This is a genomic window from Halomonas sp. M4R1S46, assembly GCF_025725685.1.
Lineage (GTDB): Bacteria > Pseudomonadota > Gammaproteobacteria > Pseudomonadales > Halomonadaceae > Halomonas.
On the sequence record NZ_CP107008.1, the window covers coordinates 2,488,652 to 2,512,041 of the forward strand.

Here is a 23,390-nt window from a genome sequence, read left to right on the forward strand (position 1 = left end):
CCGTATAAAGAAACACCCCGCCGAGCACGCTCGGCGGGGTGTTTTTCTTCCGGCTTCCAGGCGCGGAGTGCCGCTCTTCAAGCTTCCAGCTTCAGTCCCCGAGATCGATGCACAGGTACTTGGTCTCGAGGAACTCGTCGAGCCCCTGGTGACCACCCTCGCGTCCCAGGCCCGAGGCCTTGACCCCGCCGAAGGGGGCGGCGGCATTGGAGATCAGCCCGGTGTTGATGCCCACCATGCCGTATTCCAGGGCCTCGGCCACCCGCCAGACGCGTCCCAGGTCGCGGGAGTAGAAGTAGGAGGCCAGGCCGAACTCGGTGTCGTTGGCCATTGCCACGGCGTCCTCCTCGTCCTCGAAGGGGAAGACCGCGGCCAGGGGACCGAAGGTCTCTTCGCTGGCCACCTTCATGGCGCTGCTGGCATCGCTGATCAGGGTCGGCGTGAAGAAGTTGCCGCCCAGCGGGTGGGCATGCCCGCCCAGCAGCAGCTCGGCCCCGTGGTCCACGGCATCCTGGACATGCTCGGTGACCTTGGCCACGGCCTTGTTGTCGATCAGCGGGCCGATGTTGATGCCGCTCTCGGTGCCGTCGCCGACCTTGAGCTCGCTGTTCATGGCTACCGCCAGCTTCTCGCAGAAGGCGTTGACCACGCTGGACTGCACCAGGAAGCGGTTGGTACAGACGCAGGTCTGGCCGGCATTGCGGAACTTGGCGGCCATGGCGCCATCCACGGCCGCATCCAGGTCGGCATCCTCGAAGACGATGAAGGGGGCATTGCCGCCCAGCTCCAGGGAGATCTTCTGCACGTGACGGGACGCCTTGGCCATCAGCTCGCGCCCCACCTCGGTGGAGCCGGTGAAGGTGATCTTGCGCACCAGCGGGGACTCGGTGAGGGCCGCGGCGATCTCCGCGGCGCGGCCGGGCACCACGTTGAACACACCGCGGGGCACGCCGGCTCGCTCGGCCAGCAGGGCCAGCGCCGTGGCCGAGAACGGGGTCTGGCTGGCCGGCTTGACCACGAAGGTACAGCCGGCGGCCAGGGCGGCGCCGGCCTTGCGGGTGATCATCGCGGCGGGGAAGTTCCAGGGGGTGATGGCGCCGACCACGCCGATGGGCTGCTTGGTCACCAGGATACGCTGCTGGGGCTTGGCCGCGGGCACCGTCTCGCCGTAGACCCGGCGTGCCTCCTCGGCGAACCAGCGCAGGAAGCTCGCCGCGTAGGCGATCTCACCGGCCGACTCCGTGAGGGGCTTGCCCTGCTCGTGGGTCATGATCATGGCCAGGTCGTCCTGATGCTCGAGCATCAGGTCGTGCCACTTCATCAGGATATCGGCGCGTTCCTGGGCGGTGAGGCTGCGCCAGGCCGGCAGGGCGGCATCGGCGGCCTCGATGGCCCGCTCGGTCTCGGCGCGGCCCAGACGCGGCACATTGCCCATCGTCTCGCCGCTGGCCGGATTGATCACATCGATCTGCTCACCGCTATCGGCGGCGACCCAGCTACCGTCGATATAGGCGAAGGGACAGTAGAGCTGGGTTTCCTTCAGGGCTTCCATGGTCGACTCCTGGCTGCGAAGGCACATCGTGAGGGTTGATCCTCATGCTAAGCGCAAGCCCCCCGATGCGCCAACCGCCGCGCGACTCCATCGCCCGTTCGCCTCGGCTCAGGCCTCCCGCCGCGGCTCCCTCGTGTCGGACAGGGTGATGGAGACCGAGTCGGCGAAGCGCAGCGCGTGGGGCTTGTCGATCTCGACCTGGGCCATCAGCACCTGCTCGAAGCTCATGATCAGGTCCAGCACCTCCCGGGTCATGCGCTCGAGCAGCAGGAAACGATTCTCCTCGACGTGGGCGATCACCTGCTTGGAGATGGTGCGGTAGTCGAGCGCCTGCTCGATATGGTTGAAGGCCACCGCCTTTTCTGCCCGGTAGCGGATCACCGCATTGATCACCACGTCCTGGCGATTGCGGATCTCCTCCTCCTTGATGCCGATATGGGTCCGTAGCCGCAGGTTCTTGAGGCGGATCGTGGCCAGATCGTGATCGAGGTGCTGGTCATTCAGGGCATGCAACGGCATGGCGTTCTCCTTCAGCGGCCATGAACCAGCGTCAGGAACTCCTGGCGAGTGCTCTGGTGCTCGCGGAAGGCCCCCAGCATCACCGAGGACGTCATGCTCGAGTTCTGCTTCTCCACCCCGCGCATCATCATGCACAGGTGGCGCGCCTCGATCACCACGGCCACGCCACGAGCTTCGGTCACCTGCTGGACGGCCTCGGCGATCTGGCGGGTCAGGTTCTCCTGGATCTGCATGCGCCGGGCATACATGTCGACGATGCGGGCGAACTTGGACAGGCCCAGCACCTTGCCCCTCGGCAGGTAGGCGATGTGGCACTTGCCGATGAAGGGCAGCAGGTGGTGCTCGCACATCGAGTACAGCTCGATGTCCTTGACCACCACCATCTCATCGGTGTCCGACTCGAAGACCGCCCCGTTGACGATCTCTTCCAGGGACTGGGAGTAGCCGTGATTGAGGAACTGCATGGCCTTGGCGGCCCGCTTGGGGGTATCGCGCAGGCCTTCACGCTCGGGGTTCTCCCCGAGTTCCTCGATGATCCGGCGATAGTGGTTGGCGAGTTGTTCGGTCATGGTCAGGCCCCATGCAGTGTCGTTGTCGCGGTGCGAGGGCACAGGCCCGGCCACCACACCATTATACATAAACTATACATAACCTAATCCATGTACAAGCAAATGGGTCAGGAAGGCCACAATTCTAGCGCATGGCGGCGCCGGGCGCAGTGGCCAGCGGCGCCGGTCAGTGACAGAATGTCGCGCGCGCCTTGGTGGCATACGGCTGCCCGCCCCCCCGGCCTATGGTAAGGTAAGACCACCTTCATGCTGTGCCCAAGTCACTCCCGAGAGCCGACATGATCAAGATCCCGACCCTGCTGCTGGCCGCCGCCCTGGTACTGCCGAGCCTGGCCATGGGCGACACCCTCGAACTGCCCGCCGATGCCCGGATCGAGATGGAGGTCGTCGACGACCTCGTGCTCGATGCCCAGACCCCGCGCCGCGACGATATCGTGTTGCGCCCGGTGGACGGCGGAGATGGCAGCCACCGACTGCCGGATTACTGTGTGGTGATCGGCGACGCCCAGCGCGACGGCGAGCGCATCCGCCTGACCACCCATGCCCTGACCTGCATCGAGGCCGAGGGCGGCGACAGCGAGATCTACAGCGGCGAACTCACGGCCGGCGCCTACGACAACGACGGCCGCTTCGGCATCGCCGCCTGCGACGGCGACCAATGTCGCCTGGCCCCGGGCGACAGCTTCCTGCTGACCCTCACCAGCCCGATCCGTATCGAGGAACAGGCCAACCCCTCGGCCGAGCTCAATGCCGAGCGCCGCCAGGCCAATCCCGACCAGGACGACGCCGCCGGCGGCGAATAAGCGCTGACCCGCGCGACTCCACGATACCCGACGCCCCCTACAAGGGGGCGTCTTGCGTTGGGGGGCCGGCTCAGCGGGCGAGCCAGCACGGCGCACGCGAAAGCGTCTGGCGCTGCTGCTCCAGCTCGCGGATATGCGCGTCCCAGTAGCCCGCGTCGGCCAGCCAGGGGAAGGCCTGGGGAAAGGCCGGATCGTCCCAGCGGGCCACTAGCCAGGCACTGTGGCGCAGCAGGCGCAGGGTCCGCAGGGGCTCCACCAGTGCCAGTTCGCAGCGGTCGAAGTCGCGATACTGCTCGTAGCCCTCGACCACCTCCGAGAGCTGCATCTGCCGCTCACCCTCCTCCTGGGCGGTGAGCAACATCCAGAGATCCTGCACCGCCGGGGCCATCAGGCAGTCGTCGAAGTCGACCAGGGCGAAGTGCTCGTCGCGTCCCAGCATGTTGCCCAGGTGGCAGTCGCCGTGCACGCGCAGGTTCCGCGAGGGCGGCCAGGCCTGGGCCGCCAGGGCGGGACGCAGGGCCTCGGTCACCCGCTGGTAGGCGAGCCGCTGGCGGCGATCCAGCCAGCGGCTCGCCAGCACGCCCTCGCAAGCCTCCCCGACCATGACGTCCAGGTCCATGACCCGGCGATGGGCGAAGGGGCGGCACGCGCCGACCGCGTGCATGGCCCCGATGACCTCACCCAGGGCGAACAGGTGGGCCGGGTCCTCAAGCTCCGGGGCCTGGCCCGGGAGTTGGGGAAAGACCGCGAAACGAAAACCCTCCGCGTGGTGGAGGCTGGCGCCGGCGGCATCGCGCCAGGGGGCGGCCACCGCCACGCCCGCTGCCTCGAGCTCGATCAGGAAGTCGTGTTCCTCCTGGATCCGGGCATCGCTCCAGCGCGCGGGACGGTAGAACTTGACCACCCAGCGGCGCCGCTCGTCGTCGTGCACCAGGTAGACCCGGTTCTCGTAGCTGTTGAGGGCGAAGGGCTCGCCGGGCAGCCAGAACCCCAGGGACTCCACCGCCGCCACCACCCGGGCGGGCGCGAGGCGGGCGAAGGGGTGGGTCGTATCGTTCATGGGCGCTCCAGTCGGGGGCAAAACCCCATGGTAGCAAAGCGCGTGGCCCCACCGCGCCACCGGCCTGGATATCGGCAGGGCTATTGCAGTTAGCCGTGGCGCTCGGAGCTGCTCCGTCGACAGGTCTGCGAGGGGGCGCTGTGAACCCCTCCCTGGGCGCTACCGACGCCATCCATGGCGTAGGACCCCCTCTTCGACCTGTCCCCGTCGTCCCTCGCCACCCAACTGCGATAGCCCTGTGGATATCGGCCTCTGCCTGTCCTATGCTCGTGGATCCATCGGCGGGAGGCCGATGCGCGCTCTCGATCCCCCGCCGGAGACATTGACCATGGACGGACTCACCTGGATCACCTATGTCGGCGTGATCGTCGCACTGATCATCTTCCCCGGCCCGGTCGCCCTGCTCTGCACCAGCCACGGCCTGCGCTTCGGCCGTCGCCGCGCCTCGGCCACCGTGCTGGGCGGCGCCCTGGCGTCCCTGGTGCTGATGCTGCTGTCGTCGCTAGGGCTCGGTGCCGTCCTGGCGGCCTCAGAGACTGCCTTCCACGTCCTCAAGGTGGTGGGTGGGGCCTACCTGATCCTGCTCGGCATCCAGGCCTGGCGACGCCCTGGCGGCGAGGCCCCGCTGCCCGCGGCGCCCCCCGAGGCCCGGCTCCCGGACGTCCCCGTCGCCCGGCTGTTCCGCCAGGGCTTTCTGGTCGGCATCAGCAACCCCAAGGACCTGCTGTTCTTCGCCGCCCTCTTCCCCAACTTCATCGCCGTGGGCGAGCCCCGGCTCGTCCAGTTCGCCATCCTGGCCGCCACCTGGCTGGTGATCGATCTCGGCCTGATGTCGCTCTATGCCGCCATGGGTTCGGGGCTGGGCCAATGGTTCCGCCACCCGGGCCGTGCGAAGCGCTTCGACCGCGCCACCGGCGGCCTGTTCATGGCGGCCGGCGGCTCCCTGATCGCCTCGTCGCCCTGAAACGATCGCTCTTTCCCTGCTCGGGAGTCCGCCATGTATCGGCTGCATATCGCCAACAAGAACTACTCGTCCTGGTCGCTTCGCCCCTGGCTGCTGATGCGCGAGCTCGAGATCGCCTTCGAGGAGCGGCTGACGCCCTTCGATGCCGACTCGAGCCGGGCATCGTTACGAGCCTGAGCCCGATCTCCTGGGCCTCAGGGGGCCTCGAGCGGCGTGCGGGCGACCGCCCAGGCCTCGACCTCCTCGGCGCCCGCCCGACGGCAGGCCCGCGCCAGGGCATCCAGGGTGGCCCCGGTGGTCATCACGTCGTCGAGCAGGGCCACCCGCGCGGGCAGGGGGCCGTCGACCCGGAAGGCGCCGCGCAGGTTGCCCCGTCGCCGGCGGCGATCGAGGCCGCGCTGACTCGGCGTATCACGACGACGCTGCGCCCGGCCAAGCGGGATCCCCAGCCGGGCCGACAGTCGCTCGGCCAGCCAGCGGCCCTGGTCGAAGCCCCGCTGGCGTGCCCGATGCGGGTGCAGGGGGACCGCCAGCAGCGCCTGGGGTTCCGCTCCCGGCCGGGGCCGACAGCCCGCCGCCAGCAGCGCCACCAGTACCGCCCCGGCCCGCGGGGAGGCATGGAACTTGAAGTGCTGCATCAACGCGGCTACCTCGTCCTCGTAGCGCAGGACCACCCGCGTCCGGTCGAAGGCCGGCGGGCGTCGCAGGCAACGCCCGCAGACCCGGCCCTGCGCCTGGTCGTGCCGGGGCTCGCCGCAGCGCGGGCAGGCCGTGCGGTTCCAGGGCAGTGCCGCAAAGCAGGCCTCACACCAGGGGTGGCCTCCCTCGCTGTCCGCCAGGCAGAACAGGCAGCGCCCCGGCAGGACGAGACGCAGCCAGTCGTCAACCTCCTGCCGGCGAAAGGTTGACATGCCCCACCGTCCCCGTACCCTGTCGGTCAACCCCGCGATCCGCGACCCGTTGACCATAAGCGAGCCCGCCATGCCTGCCCAACTCCCCGACAACGCCCCGGATGCCTTGACCCTAGCCGCCCGCCCGGCCATCCGCCACGACTGGAGCCTGGAGGAGATCGAGGCGCTGTTCGCGCTGCCCTTCAACGACCTGCTGTTCCGCGCCCAGCAGGTCCATCGGGCGCACTTCGATCCCAACGCCGTCCAGGTCTCCACGCTGCTGTCGATCAAGACCGGCGCCTGCCCGGAGGACTGCAAGTACTGCCCGCAGTCCGGGCACTACAACACCGGGCTCGGCAAGGAGAAGCTGCTCGAGATCGAGAAGGTGGTGGAGCAGGCCCGCGCCGCCAAGGAGGCCGGCGCCAGCCGCTTCTGCATGGGCGCGGCCTGGAAGAGCCCACGCGAGCGCGACCTCCAGGTGGTGCTGGAGATGGTCGGTCGCGTCAAGTCGCTGGGGCTCGAGACCTGCATGACGCTGGGCATGGTCGACACCGACCAGGCCAGGCGCCTCTCCGAGGCGGGCCTCGACTACTACAACCACAACCTCGACACCTCGCCGGACTACTACGGCGAGATCATCACCACCCGGAGCTATGCCGACCGGCTGGATACCCTGGCCAACGTCCGCGAGGCCGGCATGAAGGTCTGCTCCGGCGGTATCCTCGGCATGGGCGAGGCGCCGCGGGACCGGGCCGCCCTGCTCCAGCAGCTGGTGCGTCTCGAGCCGCACCCGGAGTCCGTGCCCATCAACATGCTGGTCAAGGTGCCCGGCACGCCGCTGGAAGACGTCGAGGACCTCGACCCGCTGACGTTCATCCGCGCCATCGCCGTGGCCCGCATCCTGATGCCGAAGAGCCACGTGCGCCTCTCCGCCGGACGCGAGCAGATGTCCGAGTCGACCCAGGCCATGGCCTTCCTGGCCGGCGCCAACTCCATCTTCTACGGGGATACCCTGCTGACCACCGGCAACCCCCAGGTGGAGCGGGACCGGGCGCTGTTCGACAAGCTCGGCCTGCACCCGGAACGCCGCGAGACCTGCGCCGACGACGGCCAGGCGGAAGCCGCCCTGGAGGAGGCCATCCAGCGGCAGCGCGGCGGCGAGCTGTTCTACGACGCGGCCCAGGCCTGACCGGCCATGGCCGTCCACGTCGATCCCTGGCAGCGCCGCCTGGCCGAGCATGCCGAGACACGCCGGGCCGCGGGCCTGTGGCGCCAGCGCCCCACCCTGGCGGCCGATGAACCGCTCATCGACTTCGCCGGCAACGACTATCTCGGCCTGGCCCGAGACCCGCGCCTGGCCGAGGCCCAGGCCGAGGGGGCCCGCCGCTTCGGCGCCGGTGCCCGGGCCTCGCACCTGGTGTGCGGGCACCTGGCGGTCCACGAGGCCCTGGAACAGCGCCTGGCCGAGCTCACCGGCCGCCCCCGGGCACTGCTGTTCTCCACCGGCTACATGGCCAACCTGGGCACCCTCCAGGCCCTCTGCGACCGGCACTGCCGGGTCTTCCAGGATCGCCTCAACCACGCCTCGCTGCTGGACGGGGCCCGGCTCGCCGGCGCCCCCTCGCGACGCTTCCACCACCGCGACCTCGACGACCTCGCCGGCCTGCTGGCGCGCGCCCCCGCCGAGTCCCCGCGGCTGGTGGTCAGCGACGGCGTGTTCAGCATGGACGGCGACAGCGCCGACATCGCCGGCCTCGCCGCCACCTGCCGGCGCCACCGGGCCTGGCTGATGGTCGACGACGCCCACGGCCTGGGGGTGCTCGGCGAGCACGGCGATGGCTGCGTGGGCCGGGCCCACGGCGTGGACGAGGTGCCGGTGCTGGTCGGCACCCTGGGCAAGGCGCTGGGCACCGCCGGGGCCTTCGTCGCCGGCAGCGAGGCGCTGGTCGAGCACCTGATCCAGTTCGCCCGCCCCTACGTCTATACCACCGCCCAGCCCCCCGGCGTGGCCGCGGCGACCCTGGCCGCCCTGGACATCCTGGCGAGCGAGCCGCAGCATCGCCAGCGCCTCCGGGAACGCATCCGCGTCTTCCGCCGCGAGGCCGCGACGCTCGGCCTGCCGCTGGGCGCGTCGACCACGCCCATCCAGCCCGTCGTGCTGGGCGACAGCGGCAGGGTGATGCGCTGGGCGGCCAGGCTCCACGACCGGGGCCTGCGGGTCGGCGCCATCCGGGCCCCCACGGTGCCCCGCGGCGAGGCCCGGCTGCGCATCACCCTGAGTGCCGCCCACGGCGACGACGCCCTGGATGCCCTGCTGGCGGGGCTGGCGGCCTGCGCCCGGGAGGAGACGAGGTGAGCCGCCTGGTCCTGCTCTCCGGCTGGGGCTGCGACGCCCGCATCTGGCAGGCCCTCGACGGCCACTGGCCGCAGGGAATGCAGGTGAGTGCCCCCGACTGGCCTGGCTACGGCCCGCGCCCCGAGTCCCGCGACCCCGCCTCGCTGGACGCCTTGGCCGCGGCCATGGCCGCGGCCCTGCCGCCGGAGGCCGTCTGGGTGGGCTGGTCCCTCGGGGGCCTGCTGGCCGAGGCCCTGCTCGACCACCTTCCGGCCCCCCGCGCCCTGGTGGTCCTCGGCATGGGCCCGCGCTTCTGCCACCCGGACGGCGTCAGCGACGAGGAACTCGCGACCTTCCGGCATGCCTTCCGCCGCGATCCCGAGGCCACTCGCGCCCACTTCCTGCGCTGGCAGCTGCGCGGCGAACCGTCGCCCCGGGCCGCCCACCGGCAATTGCTGGCGCGGATCGGCCAGGCGCCGCCGGCCAGCCTGACGACCCTGGCCGCCGGCCTCGAGCAGTTGGCACGGCTGGACGCTGGCCGACGTGCGGGGGCCGCGCCCTGCCCGGTGTACCGCCTGGCGGGGGAGGCCGACCCGCTGCTCGCCCCCGCGCTGCGCGAGGCCGCCGACTGGCGTCTGGCCAACGCCGGCCACTGCCCGATGCTCAGCCAGCCCGAGCGCCTGGCGGCGCTGCTGGCCGCCGTCGCCGCCACCCCGGCCTCGCCACCCCGCGCACCGGAGGCCCTGCCATGACCGCCCAGCCGATGCTCGACAAGCGCCGCCCGGACGACCCCGAGTGGCGGGCCCGGGTGGCCCGCGCCTTTTCCCGGGCCGCGCCCCATTACCGCGAGCGGGCCCTGGCCCAGCAGGCCATGGGCGAGACTCTCCTCGACCGCCTGCCGGCCCGCGCCGACCGGGTGCTGGACCTGGGCTGCGGCCCCGGGGCGATGACCGCCGACCTGGCCCGTCGCTACGGCGATGCCTGCCGGGTCACCGGCCTGGACCTCGCCCCCGGCATGCTGGAGGAGGCCCGCCGGCGCCATCCGATGGGCATCCGCTGGCTGGTCGGTGACGCCAACGCCCTGCCGCTGGCCACGGCCAGCCACGACCTGGTGGTCTCGAACCTGGCGATCCAGTGGTGTCCGGATCTCGACGCTGTGATGGCCGAGCTGTACCGCGTGCTGCGACCGGGGTGCCGCGCCCTGATCAATACCCTGGGGCCCGGCACCCTGGCCGAGGTGCACCAGGCCTGGTCGCTACCGGAGCGGCCCGCCGCCCTGCTGGGCTTTCGCGATGCCGGGGCGCATCGCCTGGCCGGTCACCGGGCCGGCTTTCGCGGCGTGACCCTCGAGCAGCGTACCGAGCGGTTCCACTATCCGGACCTGGCCGCGGTGATGGCCTCGATCAAGGGCGTCGGGGCCCAGGTGGCCCGCCGCGGAGCGCGGCTGTCGCGGGCCGACGTGGCCCGTGCCGCGCGGTGCTTCGAGGCCCTGCGCACCCCGGCGGGCCTGCCCGTCTCCTATCGCCTGCTGACCCTGACCCTGGAGCGCTGAGATGGCCGTCTACTTCGTCACCGGTACCGACACCGACGCGGGCAAGACCCTGGTGAGCAGCGGCCTGCTGGCCCTGGCCCATCGGCAAGGCCTCACCACCCTGGGACTCAAGCCGGTGGCCTCCGGCTGCGAGGCCACCGCCGAGGGGCTGCGCAACCTCGACGCCCTGACCCTCCAGGCCCAGAGCGTGCCCGCCCCACCCTATGCCACCGTCAACCCCTTCGCCTATGCCCCGGCCATCGCCCCGCACCTGGCCGCCCGTCGGGCCGGCGAGGTGCCGACCCTCGACGCCCTGATCGAGCGTAGCGCCGGGGCGCTGGCCGAAGACCGCGACCTGACGCTGATCGAGGGGGCCGGTGGCTGGCGGGTGCCGCTCAACGACGACGAGGACCTCGCCGGGCTGGCCCGGCGCCTTGCGCTGCCGGTGATCCTGGTGGTGGGACTGAAGCTCGGCTGCCTGAGTCACGCCCGGCTCACCGCCGAGACGGTGCGCGGCGATGGCCTGCGCCTGGCCGGCTGGGTAGGCAACCTGATCGATCCCGGCTTCGCCGAGGACGCGGCGCTCTATCGGGACAACCTGGCCACTCTGGAACGTTGCCTGGATGCTCCCTGCCTCGGCGTGGTGCCGCGGCTCGACGCCGAGACGCCAGCGGATCGCGCCGAGGCGGCGGCGAAACATCTTCGGCTCCCAGCGTCAGACCGAGCCTGACAGCTGGATATGTATCCGGTAACGCAGGTGCAGCGCCGGCTGATGCTGGAGGAAGGGGTTGCCTAGCGCTGTGCCAACGGACACGCCCCGGCCTGGATGGCCGCCCATTGACGCTCCACATCGATCACAGGCCGGCATCAACGATGACAACGGGAAGGAGAGCTTGAGGTTTCATTGCCCCGACTGCCGCCAGCAGGCAAGAACCTGGGGCAAGAGCACATAGAAGATGGTGCGTCGGGTGGGACTCGAACCCACACACCCGGAGGCACGAGGACCTAAACCTCGCGTGTCTACCAATTCCACCACCGACGCTTCGGGCAGTATGCCGAAATAGGTGGCATATCATGCCAGTGGCCACCAGAGGCCGCAAGTCGTACCGCCAGCCAAGGAGGAGATGCCAGCAGAAGCTGGCCACACGCTCGTCAACCACTTAACCCACCCAGGGTTTACATGTAAGGTAGGGAGCCAGTCGGCGGCCGCCCCTCCTCCATGGGCACCCGCCCGTTCATCGCTCGCTTGCTCCAAGGAGGCCCGATGCCATCCCCCGTCTGGCACCCCTATGCCCACCTCAAGACCCAGTCTCCCGCCCCCAAGGTGGTCGGCGGCGAGGGCCCCCGCTTCACCCTGGAGGGCGGCGAGTCGCTGCTCGACGCCACCTGCTCCTGGTGGTGCATGATCCACGGTTACCGGCACCCGCGACTGGTCGAAGCCATCCAGCGCCAGGCCGACGAACTCTGCCACGTGATGCTCGGCGGGCTGACCCACGACCCCGCCGACCGCCTGGCCCGGGAGCTGGTGCGCGTCACGCCCGAGGGCCTGAACCACGTCTTCTTCTCCGACAGTGGCTCGGTGGGCATGGAGGTGGCCATGAAGATGGCCGTGCAGTACCACTACCTACGCGGCAAGCCGGCCAAGCACCGCATGCTGACGCTGATGAAGGCCTATCACGGCGATACCGCCGGTTGCATGGCGGTGTGCGACCCCGAGGAGGGCATGCACTCGCTGTTCTCCGGCTTCCTGCCGCAGCATCATTTCGCCCCCGCCCCCACCGCTTCCTTCGAGGCCAGCGAGGAGGAAGTGCAGGCCGATCTCGACGCCCTGCGTGGGGTGCTGGAAGCCCATCATCACGAGATCGCCGCGCTGCTGATGGAGCCGCTGCTGCAGGCCGCCGGCGGGCTCAACATGACCTCGCCCCACTACCTGCGCGGCGCCCGGGCGCTGTGCGAGGAATTCGACGTGCTGCTGGTGTTCGACGAGGTGGCCACCGGCTTCGGCCGCACCGGGCGGCTGTTCGCCGCCGACCACGCCGACGTGACGCCGGACATCATGGTGCTCTCCAAGGGCCTCACCGGCGGCTACCTGGGCCACGCCGCGACCCTGGCCACCGACAGGGTGCATTCAGCGTTCATCGGGGATAGTCCCGAACATGCCTTCATGCACGGCCCCACCTTCATGGGCAATCCGCTGGCCTGCCGGGTGGCGCTGGAGAGCCTGGCGGTGTTCGAGGAGGACGACTACCTGGGCCGCATTCGGGCGCTCAACGCCGTGCTGCGTGAGGAGCTGATGGACGACGCGGCGTTGCGCGCCCATCCGGCGGTGGCCGACGTGCGCGTGCTCGGCGCCACTGCGGTGATCGAGGTGCACGACGCCACCGCGCTCAAGGGCGTGGCCGCCTTCGCCCGGGAACGGGGCGTCTGGTTGCGGCCCTTCGGTCGCTGGCTGTATACCATGCCGGCCTACATCACCGGCGAGGACGACATGCGCCGCATCACCGGGGCGATGAAGGGCTGGTTCCGGCGCGGCTGAGCCAGCCTACACCAGTCGGCGGGGAATGCGCCGATCCCAGCTCTGGCAATGCACCCGGCGGTTGTCCTCGTAGGCATCCAGGGTCGCATGGAGGTAGAAATACGCCGGGTCGGACGTCAGCACGGTGCGGGTGACCGTGGTGACCTCCCAGTCGTCACGCTTCAGCGAGCGCTCCCAGAGGGTCGTGCCCTCCAGGGACCTGAAATCGTCGTCCCGGGAACGGTAGGTCTCCACCGAGCGGATCTGCACCTCCAGGCCGGAATCTTCCAGGCGCACACGCCCGCGGTCGTTGATCACCTCCAGGGTGGAGAGATCCTCGGCCAGGTCGCGGTGCACGTACCAGTTATGGTGCTCCGGCTCCATCGGGGTCATGGGGATGGTGGGGGCGCCTTCCGAGGCCTCGAAGGCGATGGCCACGTCCTCCGCCCGAGGTGGGCGCCGCGGCAACACCAGGGCACTGCCCTCGTCATGGATGGTCAGGCGCACATGCTCCGGGGGCGGCCAGGCCAGTGGCCAATAGGACGTCGAGATCGCCAGCCGCAGCCGATGCCCTTCGGGGAACACCTGGGCGATGTCGTTGAACTGGACCCGCACCTGGTAGCGCTGTCCCGGGGTCAGGGGCCGAGGCGTGGCGTGGCCGTCGCGATGGGTGAGGTTCAGCAGGCCATAGGTCACCCGGGTCGCCTTGTCGTCGGGCGCCACGTCGGAGAGACGCACCGCCACCATGGCCACGGGCCGGTCGGCGGCCACCTCGAGCTCCAGCACCGGGCCCCCGAGGATCTCCAGAGTCTCCGTCAGCGGCGGGCTGTCGAACACCAGCGCCCCGCCGTCCTCCTCGCGCTGGTCGTGGGCCAGGTCCGGGCCGGCGGCGTAGGAGCACCACTTGCCGGCGAAGAGCCCGCAGGTCAGCGGCGACTGGACCGTCAGAGGCCAGCTCTCCCGGCGCCGCTCGCCGTCCAGCGACAGACGGCGCGGCGCCAGCGGCAGCCGCCACTCCTCGATGCGCGGCGAGGGCCAGACGGGCTCGCCCACCCAGCGCCCGTGCCGGTGACCGTACTGGGTGGTGGGCGGCATGCTGTCCTGCATCCAGGCCCGCAGGGCGGGGTCCTCGAGCACGCCCCGTTCCTCCCCCTTGAGCCACTGATCCCACCAGCGCAGGCATTCCTGCAGGAAACCGATCGCCGGCCCCGGCTCGCCCAGGTGGGGATACTTGTGGCTCCAGGGGCCGACCAGGCCACGCGTCGGCCCCGGCAGGTGCTCGAGCAGACGCATCACGGCGTTGGAGTAGCCATCGGCCCAGCCACTGGCCGCCAGCACCGGAATCCGCACCTTCGAGAACTCCTCGCAGATGGAGCCATGCCGCCAGTAGGCATCCCGATGGGGGTGCTCGAGCCAGGTGGCGAGCCATAGGCCGCTGCCCTCCAGGCGCTGGTGCCACATTTCCCGCCAGCGTTCGCCGACCACGCTCGGGTCGGGCGGCAGGGAGTTGTAGGCGAACATGGTCGATGCCCAGGACAGGTTGTCGCCCAGCAGGCAGCCGCCCATGTAGTGGACGTCGTCGGTGTAACGGTCGTCGGTGGAGCAGACGCTGACCACGGCCTTGAGCTCGGGGGGCTGGCGGGCGGCCAGCTGCAGTCCGTTGAAGCCGCCCCAGGAGATGCCGATCATCCCGACCCCGCCATCGCACCAGGGCTGGGCCGCCAGCCAGCGCAGGATGGCCTCGCCGTCGATGAGTTCCTGCTCCAGGTACTCGTCCTCGAGCACGCCCTCGGAGTCTCCGCTGCCGCGCAGGTCGACACGCACCGCCGCGTAGCCATGCCCGGCGAAGTAGCGGTGGTGGATGGCGTCGCGGCGGGCGGAGCCGTCACGCAGGCGATAAGGAATGTACTCGAGCACGGCGGGCACCGGCCGTTGATGGGCCGACTCGGGCAACCAGATGCGCGCGTTGAGGCGGACCCCATCTTCCATCGGGACCCACACGGGATCGAGACACTCGACGGCATGGGGAAAGTCGCTCACCTCTCTCATGCAAGCCTCCTCCTGCACCGGGCAGGGCTATCGCAGATAGCGGTATCTCTCGGGGCTGATCCGTCGACAAGCCCCGGGGTGCCGGACCATCGAGGAGGCGCTGTGAATACCTCCATGTACGTATATGGAGTCCTCCCCGTTTGCCAGCATGAAGCGTGATGGTCGCTAGGTACGACTGCAAACGTATATCCGGTCTCGCTAAGGATGCCTTGATGGCATCGGACCCTGATGGGCTATGCGCACGTCGGCCCCCCGTCGCTACCACGAGCTTGATGGCTCGGCGTACATAAGGGATTTTCCGACATCGGTTCGACCTGTTCGCCATCCTGCAGCATGCTCAGCAATCGTGGTGGAGATGATCCGTATGCTCTAACTCATTAAATAAAAAACGTTTTCATGCCAACGGGCCGGCCGCCAACGAGGCCTCATAGGACGTCTCATGTCGAGTGACGGCCCAGGCAATGCGCGCCGTCTTGTTGGCCAGGGCCACCACCGCCACATTGGCGTGCTTGCGCTCGGCCAGGTGCCTAAGCCAGTGGCTCAGGTCATCCTCCTTACTGCCCACGTGGCGGAGGGCCGACCGGGCCCCGTGCACCAGCAACTTGCGCAGATAGCCGTCGCCGCGCTTGCTGATGCCTAAGAGGCGGTTTTTCCCACCGGTGCTATGTTGATGCGGCGTCAAGCCGAGCGAGGCGGCGAAGTCGCGTCCGCGACGGAAGGCCTGGCCATCGCCCAAGGCGCCGGCCAGGGCACTGGCCGTCAGTGGGCCGACCCCCTGCAGCGCCAGCAGGCGTTTCGCCACGGGATCGGCCTTCGCCTGCCGCTCGATGCCCGCCGTGACCGTGGTGATACGGTCATCCAGGTGACGCAGGTCCTCGGCGAGGCCGGCCAGCAGGACACGAAAGGCATCCGTCAGCCCGTTCTCCGCCTCTTCCAGCCAGCGGGGCAGTGCGGCGCGCAGCTGGCCGATACCGGCCGGGGCTACCAAGCCATACTCCCCCACCAACCCCCGTATCTGGTTGGCCTTGGCCGTGCGCTGCCGAATCAGCTCTTCGCGGATGCGGTGCGCGGCCTGGCTATCCTGCTGCGCAACGCTCTTGATGGCCACAAAGCGCATGTGCGGTCGTGCCATGGCTTCACAGATGGCTTCGGCGTCGACCCGGTCGTTCTTGTGACTCTTCACGTAGGGCTTCACGAACTGGGCTGCGATCAGCTTCACGCGATAGCCGCGCGCCTGCAGCTCTCGAGCCCAGTGGTGAGACGAGGCGCAGGCTTCCATGCCGATCTCGGCTCCGGCGGGGACCCGCTTGACGATCGCATTCAGCCACTTGGCGCGGGAGTACTTTCCGCGCCACTGGACCTGGTCATGGCGATCCACGCCATGCACGTGGAAGACGGACTTTGCGATATCGACGCCGACCCGGGTAATGTTCATGGGGAGTTCTCCTCATCCTCAGGCTGGTAGGTGTGATGCACTCCCCTCACCAGTGTGGCGCTACGACGCCGATGTTGGGTGGGGAGGACTCCATCCCATTGCTACCGACGCCCTGCTGCGCTCTCGCGTCCCGCTCCGCTTGCAGGTCCGGTGCTGGCCATCCATGGCCAGCCCGTTCGGAGCCGTGCTCCTCACCCCTGGCGTAGGACCTCCTCTTCGGCTTGTCCCCGGCGCCCCTCGTCAGACTCAACTGCGATAGCCCTGCTGCACCGGGTTGGCAGGCCCCGCTCAGGCGCCCTCCCCGGCGGCTGGCGTGATGACGAACGGCAGTCCCTCCCGGCACAGCCGGATCCGCTCCAGCAGGCCCTGGTAGCTGTCGGCGCCGGTGAACAGCACCCCCAGCTCCCAGGAGAAGGAATCCTGGTGCAGCAGCGACTCCAGGGCCATGCCGTTGCGCACATTGAGCTCGACGAGGGTCCCCGGATAGGCCGCCTCCACCAGGCGGATTTCCTCCGCCGTCGGTACTCGGCGCACGATGCCGCCCTGGAAGACCCGTAGCATCTGCTTGGCGGCGATCGCGTAGCGGCCTTCCCGGTGGGGCATGCGTGGCGCCATGCCCAGGGCCACGTCCACCATCACCTGGTAGTGCGGGGCCCCGTCCACCAGCTGGAAGAGCGCCGCATGGGAGCGGGACAGCCGCGAGTTGATCTCGAGCAGCCAGATGCGATCACTCTTGTCATCATGGTAGAACTCGATGTTGAAGGGTGCATCGTCGTAGCCGATATGGCGCATGACCCGGCGACTCAGCGCGACCATCCGCTGCTGCACCGGATCGGGCAGGGAGGAGGGGTATTCGAAGCGCATCAGCACGGATCGGTGCCAGGTATCGCGAATGCTGTCGACGATGCCGGTCAGGTGCACCTCGCCCTGCTGCACATAGCCCTCCAGCGTGCACTGACGGCCGGCCGAGATGATCGCCTCGACGATGCAGTGGTGCCCCCCGATGCCGGCGACGTCATCGGGCAGGTCCAGGTGGGTGCACACCTCGGACAGAGGGTTGCCGAACTTGCCGATCCCCCGGCGGATGTGGGGCAGGGCCTCGCGAAGCTGCTGCTCGTTGCCGATATGGAACCCCAGTTGGGAGGAGTGGGCCTTGACCGGCTTGATCCAGAACGGGTAGTCCACCTCGAGGGTATCGATGGCATGGTCGTCGAAGGGGTCCAGGGCCTGGAAGGCGGGCACGCATTCCGGCACCGCCTTCGCTTGTTCCAGGCGACTCCAGTACTTGTGCTCGCACTTCAGCACCGCCTCCAGCGTGGGGCCTCGATGGCCCATGGCATCACGCAGCACCGGCAGCAGCGCCGTGGTGGGAAAGTCCCAGACGCCCACGATGGCATCCACCGGGTCGGGGAAGCGCTGCAGCTCGTCCAGCGCATCCTCCACCAGGCGATCGAAGTGATACTCCTGGGCGTGGACCACCTCGTTCAGGGGCAGCAGCCCATGAAATGCATAGTCCTCGGCATGTCGCAGTGTCGGCAGCAAGCGTCGGCTCAGGTCGTCATGGCCGACCACGAAGACATTCCACGCCATACACTCCTCCCCGCCTCGTCAGCCTGATCGGTCGCGCAGCACTCGTCGAGGCGCCATCGCGCCCCTTGCCTTAAGCATGGTCCGTTCCCGAGACGCTGTCTTGCCCTGGATCAGGCGGACCCGGCCGTGAATGACGCCGGCCGGGGACCAGGGGCAGTCGGTGCCTGGCGTCGATCGGCCATGGCTGTCAGGCTGGAAGGCCGGCAACGAGGCAGGACACCGCAATGGCACTCAGCAAGACGCAAAGCAGCTTCTACCGGCGCCTCTACGTGGCCCATCTGATCGCCAACGGCACCGCCAGCGTACCGGCCATCATGGACGCCACCGGCATGCCCCGGCGCACGGCCCAGGATACCCTGGCCGCCCTGGCGGAGCTGGACATCCACTGCGAGTTCGAGCCGGCACCGGGACAGCGCCACAACATCGGCCACTATGTGGTGCGCGACTGGGGCCCCATCGATCCCGCCTGGGTCGCTCGCCACGCCGGCCGACTGCGCGAGGCCCTCGGCTACCCCTGACGGCCGCGCCCCCGCTGCGCCCGAAGACGCCTCTCAGCGGTGTCCAAGCCGGGCGAGCAGTGCCTCGCCATCGCCCCCGGCGCCCTCCACCTCCGGCAGGGCCGCGGCCGGCATCTCCACGATGCCGGCCGCGGCATGCTCGGTCAGCACGCATTCCCCACAGCGCCGGCAGACCTGCTGCCAGCCCCCATGGCTCGCCCGCCGCCCTTCCAGCGCCTCCAGCCCCCCGACCAGCTGCACGGCCGCCTCCGACCACAACAGCAGGCGTTCGCCGCGACACACGTCACAGCCACAGCGTACCGCGGCCAGGGGCACGCCATAGGCCATCAGGGTCACCGCCCCGCAGCCACAGCCGCCCTGATAGAAGGGCCCATTGCTCATGATGACTCCTCGTCGTGACCAACTGGCCCAGTGTGGCAGCCTTGGGCGGGCTGCCGCCAGCCACCCCTCGGCACACCCCGCGGCTTTCCGCGTGGCCCCGGAGGGCCATCACCGACGCCATGATCCGGCCAGCGAAGGCGCGACTCTGTTAGGCTGAAGGCAACCCCCCATCCGCCTCAGGAGGTCCCATGGCACTGACCCCCTCCAACATGATCGACCTGGGCAGCCCGCTGCCCGCCTTCCGCCTGCCCGATGCCGAGGGCCACATGGTGGGTAGCGACGACTACCCCGACCAGCCGCTGCTGGTGGTCTTCATGTGCAACCATTGTCCCTTCGTCAAGCACGTGGCCGACGCCCTGGCCGACTTCGCTCGGGAATACCAGGCCAGAGGACTCGCGGTGATCGGCATCAACAGCAACGACTTCCGGGCCCACCCGGACGACCGCCCGGAGAAGATGCGCGAGGAGGCCGAAGCGCGGGGCTATACCTTCCCCTACCTGGTCGACGAGAGCCAGGAGGTCGCCCGCGCCTTCGAGGCCGCCTGCACGCCCGACTTCTTCCTCTTCGACCGGGACCATCGCCTCGCCTACCGCGGCCAGTTCGACGACAGCCGCCCCAGCAAGGACGTCCCCGTGACCGGCGAGGACCTGCGGGCCGCCGCCGACGCCGTGCTGGCCGATCGCGCCCCGAGCCCCGACCAGAAGCCCTCCATGGGCTGCAACATCAAGTGGAAGTGACGGCGGCTGGCCAGCGATGACGTCTCCGCTCTATTTACCGTGGCCATCTCCAGCGCCGTGCAGGTACCCAGAAGCAAGCAGCCCGGCACATGGCCGGGCTGCTTGCTTCTGGGTACCCCAGGTCTCGGACTCGGCGTAGCGGGGAGCAACGACTCCGCGCAGCTCGCCCCTCGCTCCTCACACCTGATAAAACTCCCGATACCAGGCCACGAAGTTGGCCACACCCTCGCTCACCGGCGTGGCAGGCTTGTAGCCCACCGTCTTCTCCAGCTCGCGGCAGTCGGCATAGGTGGCAGGCACGTCACCCGGCTGCAACGGCAACAGTTCCCGGATGGCCTTCCGGCCCAGTGCCTCCTCGATCGCTTCAATGTACTCGGAGAGATGCACCGGATCGCTGTTACCGATGTTGAAGATGCGATACGGCGCGGTGCTGGTGGCCGGATCGGGGCTGTCGCTGTCCCACTCGGGGTTGGGTCGTGCCACGTCGTCGCTGGCGCGGATCACGCCCTCGACGATGTCATCGATGTAGGTGAAGTCGCGGGTATGGTTCCCGTAGTTGAACACCTGGATTGGCTCGCCGGCCAGCGTGGCCCTGGTGAACAGGAATAGCGCCATGTCCGGACGCCCCCAGGGGCCATACACGGTGAAGAATCGCAGCCCTGTGGTGGGCAGGCCAAACAAGTGGCTGTAGCTGTGCGCCATCAGCTCGTTGGCCTTCTTGGTGGCGGCGTAGAACTGCAGCGGATGGTTGACGCTCTTGTGCTCCGAGAATGGCATCCTGGTGTTGGCGCCATACACGCTGCTGGTGCTGGCGTAGGTCAGGTGCTGCACCCGGTGATGCCGGCACGCCTCCAGGATATTGGTGAAAGCCACCACGTTGCTCTGTACATAGGCGTGGGGGTTCTCCAGTGAGTATCGCACCCCGGCCTGGGCGGCCAGATGGATCACACGTTCGGGGCGGTGCTCACGGAAGGCATCGTTCACAATCTGCTGATCGGCCAGATCCTGCCGCAGGAACACATAGGCGCTACCGGTACGCGCCGCGGTCTCCTCCAGAAGCGTCAGGCGCGCCTCCTTTATCGTCGGATCGTAGTAGTCGTTGACCGCATCGACACCGACCACGCTGTCGCCCCGCTCCAGCAGGCGCCTGGCCACGTGAAAACCGATAAAGCCGGCATTGCCGGTGACAAGGATCTTCATGATAGCTCCGATGGAGGGGTGCGGGGTGCGGGGTGCGGGCTGCGGGTTGCGGGTTGCGGGGTGCGGGGTGCGGGGTGCGGGGTGCGGGGTGCGGGGTGCGGGGTGCGGGCTGAGCATACTTTCTCCCCTAGCTCCTTGCCCCTTGGATCAAAGCCTCAAATCCACGTCCCGCTTGGGCAGCACAAACTTGAGGTCATAGAGCACATGCTCGGGTTTCCCCCAGCTATGGATGACCTCGGCCCTGAGCTCGCGGAACTCCCGGTGGGCCACCGCCAGAATAATGGCATCATAGGCATCGGCTTCGGGACGCTCTACCAGACGAATGCCATACACCCTCTCGGCCTCGGCCTTGTTCACCTGAGGGTCGTAGACATCTACCACCACGTTGTAGTCGGAGAGTTCACTGAGGATATCCACCACCCGAGTGTTGCGCAGATCGGGACAGTTTTCCTTGAAGGTCAGCCCCATCACCAGCACCCGCGCGTCCTGCACCTGCAAGCGACGCTTGACCATCTTCTTGACCAGCTGGTTGGCCACATAGGCCCCCATCCCATCATTGATGCGCCGCCCCGAGAGGATCACCTCGGGATGGTACCCCACCTGCTGTGCGCGATGGGTCAGGTAGTAGGGGTCCACACCGATACAGTGCCCGCCTACCAGGCCGGGCCGGAACGGCAGAAAATTCCATTTGCTCCCTGCCGCTTCCAGTATCTCCTCGGTATCGAGGCCGAGCCGGTTGAAGATCACCGCCAGCTCGTTCATCAGGGCGATATTGAGGTCTCGTTGCGTATTCTCGATCACCTTGGCCGCCTCCGCGACCTGGATGGAACTGGCCTTGTGGGTGCCAGCGGCAATGACCCGACGATAGAGCGAATCCACGAAATCAGCCACCTCCGGCGTGGAACCCGAGGTCACCTTCCTGATGGAGGTGACGCGATGCTCCTTGTCACCGGGATTGATACGCTCGGGGCTATAACCCGCGAAGAAGTCCTGGTTGAAGGCCAGGCCAGAGACCCGTTCGATCACGGGGATGCAGTACATCTCGGTGGCGCCAGGAAACACGGTCGATTCATAGATCACCACGTCTCCCGGCTGCACCACCCCCCCCACGGTTTGACTGGCCGTGATCAAGAGCGAAAGATCCGGGCAATGGCTCGCGTCGATGGGCGTCGGTACGGTAACGATATAGACATTGCAGCGGCGCAGAGCCTCGGCATCGCTCGAGAAGCTCAGCTGCCAGGCTTCGGCCAGCTGGGTCGCATCCACTTCCAGGGTGTGGTCGACATGATCGATCAACTCGTTTACCCGCCGGGTGTCGATATCGAAGCCCACGGTGGGCAACACCTTGCCGAACTCCACCGCCAGCGGCAGCCCGACATACCCCAGGCCGATGACGCCCAGGCGTACCTCATCAATCGTCAGCATCGTCTCACCCCTTGCGTTACGGATGGCCATGCCGATAACCCGGTCGCCACTCAGTCCTTTCAGGCATCGAGTGGCCAAGCCCCATGGTCATCGCGTCACTCCCTGTGCGTCGGTAACCAGGAAAGAACCTCGCCGCGCCCTGTCCTGGCGTCGTGAAGGCAATCGAATGCTGCCGCCACGACGATGCGCTCATCGAACTCCGCCTCGATTCGCGTACGCGCCGCTTCGCCTGCGGCCTGCAGTTCCGCCCGGGGCAGGGCAATGCACCGCCTCATGCACTGGGCCAACGAATCAGCGCTCTTTACCTCGCACAGCCAACCGGTCCGACCGGCCACGATCGACTGGCGGCAGCCCGGCACATCGGAGACGATGGCGGGCCGCCCCATGGCGGCGGCTTCCAGCACGGTGCGGGGCATCCCTTCACGATAGGAAGGCAGGACCAGCACATGTGCCCGCTGGATGAAGGGCCGCACATCGCACTGCTCGCCCAGGACCTCGACCACGCCTGACGCCTGCCAGCGCTGCACCTCGGCTTCGGTGATCGCGGTACAGTTGCTGGCCCCATGGGGGCCGATCAGCAAGAACCGACTATCGGGGTGGGCAGCACGCACCTGACCCGCCGCCTGCACGTACTCGCGCACGCCCTTGTCGCCCAGCAGGCGGGCGATCATCACGAAGGTAAAGGGGTCGGGGACGGGCAGCGGCGAGAAAGTAAAACGGGTAGTATCCATGCCGGAGCCCGGCAGCACGGTAGTGAGGGTTGCACGAAGCAGGCCATGGCTCAGGAACAGGTCATGGTCTTCCTGATTCTGGAAAAACACCCGCCGCGCCCCACGATTAGCGACGCCATACACCGAACGCACACGGCGGAACAGCCAGCTATCATGCAGAAAAGCGGTACCCAGCCCGGAGACGTTGTTGGCATAGGGAATGCCCAACATCCGACAGGCCAGACCGGAATAGATATTGGCCTTCACCGTGAAATTGAATACGAAGGCCGGCTTCAACCGCTGCAGCATACTGGCCAGTGTCAGCAGGCTTCTACCCTCGCCCAGCAGCCGGGTGCCCTTGCCCTCCATGGGCAGCGGCACATACACGATACCCAGTTCCTCCACCAGGCAGTGGGAGTACTCATCCTCCGGCGCCAGCGCTACCACCCGGTAACCCGCTTTGCGCAGCGCCACGATCGTGCCGCGGCGGAAATTGTAGAGGTACCAGGAAGTATTGGAGACCAATACCACCACAGCCTGGCGGGACAACTCTCGATACTTCTTGTGGTGGGTCATTCCGAGGCCTCACTGGCAGTGGCTACTTCAC

23 protein-coding genes and 1 tRNA gene are annotated in these 23,390 nt (G+C 68.4%); 11 read left to right on the top strand and 13 right to left on the bottom strand.

The window, feature by feature from the left end:
- Positions 1-91: 91 nt before the first annotated feature.
- The 3 genes from OCT48_RS11685 to folE all read right to left on the bottom strand — a co-directional run bounded on the left by OCT48_RS11685 (position 92) and on the right by folE (position 2,640).
- Positions 92-1,552: an NAD-dependent succinate-semialdehyde dehydrogenase gene (locus OCT48_RS11685; protein ID WP_263589328.1), complete on the bottom strand. Its 1,461-nt coding sequence runs from the start codon at positions 1,550-1,552 to the stop codon at positions 92-94.
- A 108-nt stretch (positions 1,553-1,660) separates the two neighbouring features.
- The gene (gene folX / locus OCT48_RS11690; protein WP_263589329.1) at positions 1,661-2,071 is read right to left on the bottom strand and encodes a dihydroneopterin triphosphate 2'-epimerase; all 411 of its coding nucleotides are present in this window, start codon (positions 2,069-2,071) and stop codon (positions 1,661-1,663) included.
- 11 nt (positions 2,072-2,082) lie between these two features.
- The gene (folE, locus tag OCT48_RS11695; protein ID WP_183381998.1) at positions 2,083-2,640 is read right to left on the bottom strand and encodes a GTP cyclohydrolase I FolE; all 558 of its coding nucleotides are present in this window, start codon (positions 2,638-2,640) and stop codon (positions 2,083-2,085) included.
- A gap of 278 nt (positions 2,641-2,918) precedes the next feature.
- Here folE and OCT48_RS11700 point away from each other — a divergent pair, with 278 nt between their 5' ends.
- Positions 2,919-3,443 carry a hypothetical protein gene (locus OCT48_RS11700; protein ID WP_263589330.1) on the top strand — a complete coding sequence of 175 codons (525 nt, stop codon included), beginning with the start codon at positions 2,919-2,921 and terminating at the stop codon, positions 3,441-3,443.
- A gap of 70 nt (positions 3,444-3,513) precedes the next feature.
- Here the strand turns inward: OCT48_RS11700 and OCT48_RS11705 are convergent, their stop codons facing one another.
- Positions 3,514-4,503, bottom strand: coding sequence for a serine/threonine protein kinase (locus OCT48_RS11705; protein WP_263589331.1), 990 nt, complete (start codon positions 4,501-4,503; stop codon positions 3,514-3,516).
- Positions 4,504-4,831: 328 nt separating this feature from the next.
- Here OCT48_RS11705 and OCT48_RS11710 point away from each other — a divergent pair, with 328 nt between their 5' ends.
- Both OCT48_RS11710 and OCT48_RS11715 read left to right on the top strand, forming a co-directional pair.
- Entirely contained in the window at positions 4,832-5,467 is a 636-nt protein-coding gene (locus tag OCT48_RS11710; RefSeq protein ID WP_263589332.1) for a LysE family translocator, read from the top strand.
- 33 nt (positions 5,468-5,500) lie between these two features.
- Positions 5,501-5,644, top strand: a complete 144-nt coding sequence (locus tag OCT48_RS11715; RefSeq protein ID WP_412031007.1) for a hypothetical protein — start codon at positions 5,501-5,503, stop codon at positions 5,642-5,644.
- Between the two features lie 17 nt (positions 5,645-5,661).
- Here OCT48_RS11715 and OCT48_RS11720 read toward each other — a convergent pair whose 3' ends face one another.
- On the bottom strand, positions 5,662-6,378 hold the full coding sequence (locus OCT48_RS11720) for a ComF family protein (RefSeq protein WP_263589333.1): 717 nt from the start codon (positions 6,376-6,378) through the stop codon (positions 5,662-5,664).
- Between the two features lie 70 nt (positions 6,379-6,448).
- On the opposite strand from OCT48_RS11720, the gene bioB reads away from it, so the two are divergent.
- Genes bioB through bioD form a run of 5 tightly spaced genes read left to right on the top strand, consistent with a single transcriptional unit; the run spans position 6,449 to position 10,953 of the window.
- Complete coding sequence (bioB, locus tag OCT48_RS11725) at positions 6,449-7,546, top strand: biotin synthase BioB (protein ID WP_263589334.1); 1,098 nt, start codon at positions 6,449-6,451, stop codon at positions 7,544-7,546.
- 6 nt (positions 7,547-7,552) lie between these two features.
- Positions 7,553-8,713, top strand: coding sequence for an 8-amino-7-oxononanoate synthase (gene bioF, locus OCT48_RS11730; protein WP_263589335.1), 1,161 nt, complete (start codon positions 7,553-7,555; stop codon positions 8,711-8,713).
- Positions 8,710-9,444 carry an alpha/beta fold hydrolase gene (locus OCT48_RS11735; protein WP_263589336.1) on the top strand — a complete coding sequence of 245 codons (735 nt, stop codon included), beginning with the start codon at positions 8,710-8,712 and terminating at the stop codon, positions 9,442-9,444. Before bioF ends, OCT48_RS11735 begins: the two co-directional genes overlap by 4 nt.
- A complete protein-coding gene (locus tag OCT48_RS11740; RefSeq protein WP_263589337.1) occupies positions 9,441-10,244 on the top strand; it encodes a methyltransferase domain-containing protein in 804 nt (267 codons plus the stop codon). The genes OCT48_RS11735 and OCT48_RS11740 overlap by 4 nt, the downstream gene beginning before the upstream one ends.
- A 1-nt stretch (position 10,245) precedes the next feature.
- A complete protein-coding gene (bioD, locus tag OCT48_RS11745; protein WP_263589338.1) occupies positions 10,246-10,953 on the top strand; it encodes a dethiobiotin synthase in 708 nt (235 codons plus the stop codon).
- Between the two features lie 227 nt (positions 10,954-11,180).
- Here bioD and OCT48_RS11750 read toward each other — a convergent pair.
- A tRNA-Leu gene (locus tag OCT48_RS11750) sits at positions 11,181-11,265 on the bottom strand.
- A 222-nt stretch (positions 11,266-11,487) separates the two neighbouring features.
- Here OCT48_RS11750 and bioA point away from each other — a divergent pair.
- Positions 11,488-12,759, top strand: coding sequence for an adenosylmethionine--8-amino-7-oxononanoate transaminase (bioA, locus tag OCT48_RS11755; RefSeq protein ID WP_263589339.1), 1,272 nt, complete (start codon positions 11,488-11,490; stop codon positions 12,757-12,759).
- 6 nt (positions 12,760-12,765) lie between these two features.
- On the opposite strand, the gene OCT48_RS11760 is transcribed toward bioA, so the two are convergent.
- The 3 genes from OCT48_RS11760 to OCT48_RS11770 all read right to left on the bottom strand — a co-directional run bounded on the left by OCT48_RS11760 (position 12,766) and on the right by OCT48_RS11770 (position 17,812).
- Entirely contained in the window at positions 12,766-14,787 is a 2,022-nt protein-coding gene (locus OCT48_RS11760) for a CocE/NonD family hydrolase (protein WP_263589340.1), read from the bottom strand.
- Positions 14,788-15,181: 394 nt separating this feature from the next.
- Positions 15,182-16,222, bottom strand: a complete 1,041-nt coding sequence (locus tag OCT48_RS11765; RefSeq protein ID WP_263589180.1) for an IS110 family transposase — start codon at positions 16,220-16,222, stop codon at positions 15,182-15,184.
- Between the two features lie 288 nt (positions 16,223-16,510).
- Positions 16,511-17,812 (bottom strand): ATP-grasp domain-containing protein, encoded by a 1,302-nt coding sequence (locus OCT48_RS11770; RefSeq protein WP_263589341.1) that lies wholly within the window; start codon positions 17,810-17,812, stop codon positions 16,511-16,513.
- A 224-nt stretch (positions 17,813-18,036) separates the two neighbouring features.
- Between OCT48_RS11770 and OCT48_RS11775 the strand changes: the two genes are divergently transcribed.
- Positions 18,037-18,330 carry a winged helix-turn-helix domain-containing protein gene (locus tag OCT48_RS11775; RefSeq protein ID WP_263589342.1) on the top strand — a complete coding sequence of 98 codons (294 nt, stop codon included), beginning with the start codon at positions 18,037-18,039 and terminating at the stop codon, positions 18,328-18,330.
- 33 nt (positions 18,331-18,363) lie between these two features.
- On the opposite strand, the gene OCT48_RS11780 is transcribed toward OCT48_RS11775, so the two are convergent.
- On the bottom strand, positions 18,364-18,711 hold the full coding sequence (locus OCT48_RS11780; RefSeq protein ID WP_263589343.1) for a hypothetical protein: 348 nt from the start codon (positions 18,709-18,711) through the stop codon (positions 18,364-18,366).
- 188 nt (positions 18,712-18,899) lie between these two features.
- On the opposite strand from OCT48_RS11780, the gene OCT48_RS11785 reads away from it, so the two are divergent.
- Entirely contained in the window at positions 18,900-19,448 is a 549-nt protein-coding gene (locus tag OCT48_RS11785) for a thioredoxin family protein (protein ID WP_263589344.1), read from the top strand.
- 177 nt (positions 19,449-19,625) lie between these two features.
- Here the strand turns inward: OCT48_RS11785 and OCT48_RS11790 are convergent, their stop codons facing one another.
- The 3 genes from OCT48_RS11790 to OCT48_RS11800 all read right to left on the bottom strand — a co-directional run bounded on the left by OCT48_RS11790 (position 19,626) and on the right by OCT48_RS11800 (position 23,359).
- Positions 19,626-20,648 carry an NAD-dependent epimerase gene (locus OCT48_RS11790; protein WP_263589345.1) on the bottom strand — a complete coding sequence of 341 codons (1,023 nt, stop codon included), beginning with the start codon at positions 20,646-20,648 and terminating at the stop codon, positions 19,626-19,628.
- Positions 20,649-20,795: 147 nt separating this feature from the next.
- Positions 20,796-22,073, bottom strand: coding sequence for a Vi polysaccharide biosynthesis UDP-N-acetylglucosamine C-6 dehydrogenase TviB (tviB, locus tag OCT48_RS11795; protein WP_263589346.1), 1,278 nt, complete (start codon positions 22,071-22,073; stop codon positions 20,796-20,798).
- A 95-nt stretch (positions 22,074-22,168) separates the two neighbouring features.
- Positions 22,169-23,359 carry a glycosyltransferase family 4 protein gene (locus OCT48_RS11800; RefSeq protein WP_263589347.1) on the bottom strand — a complete coding sequence of 397 codons (1,191 nt, stop codon included), beginning with the start codon at positions 23,357-23,359 and terminating at the stop codon, positions 22,169-22,171.
- Positions 23,360-23,390: the final 31 nt, after the last annotated feature.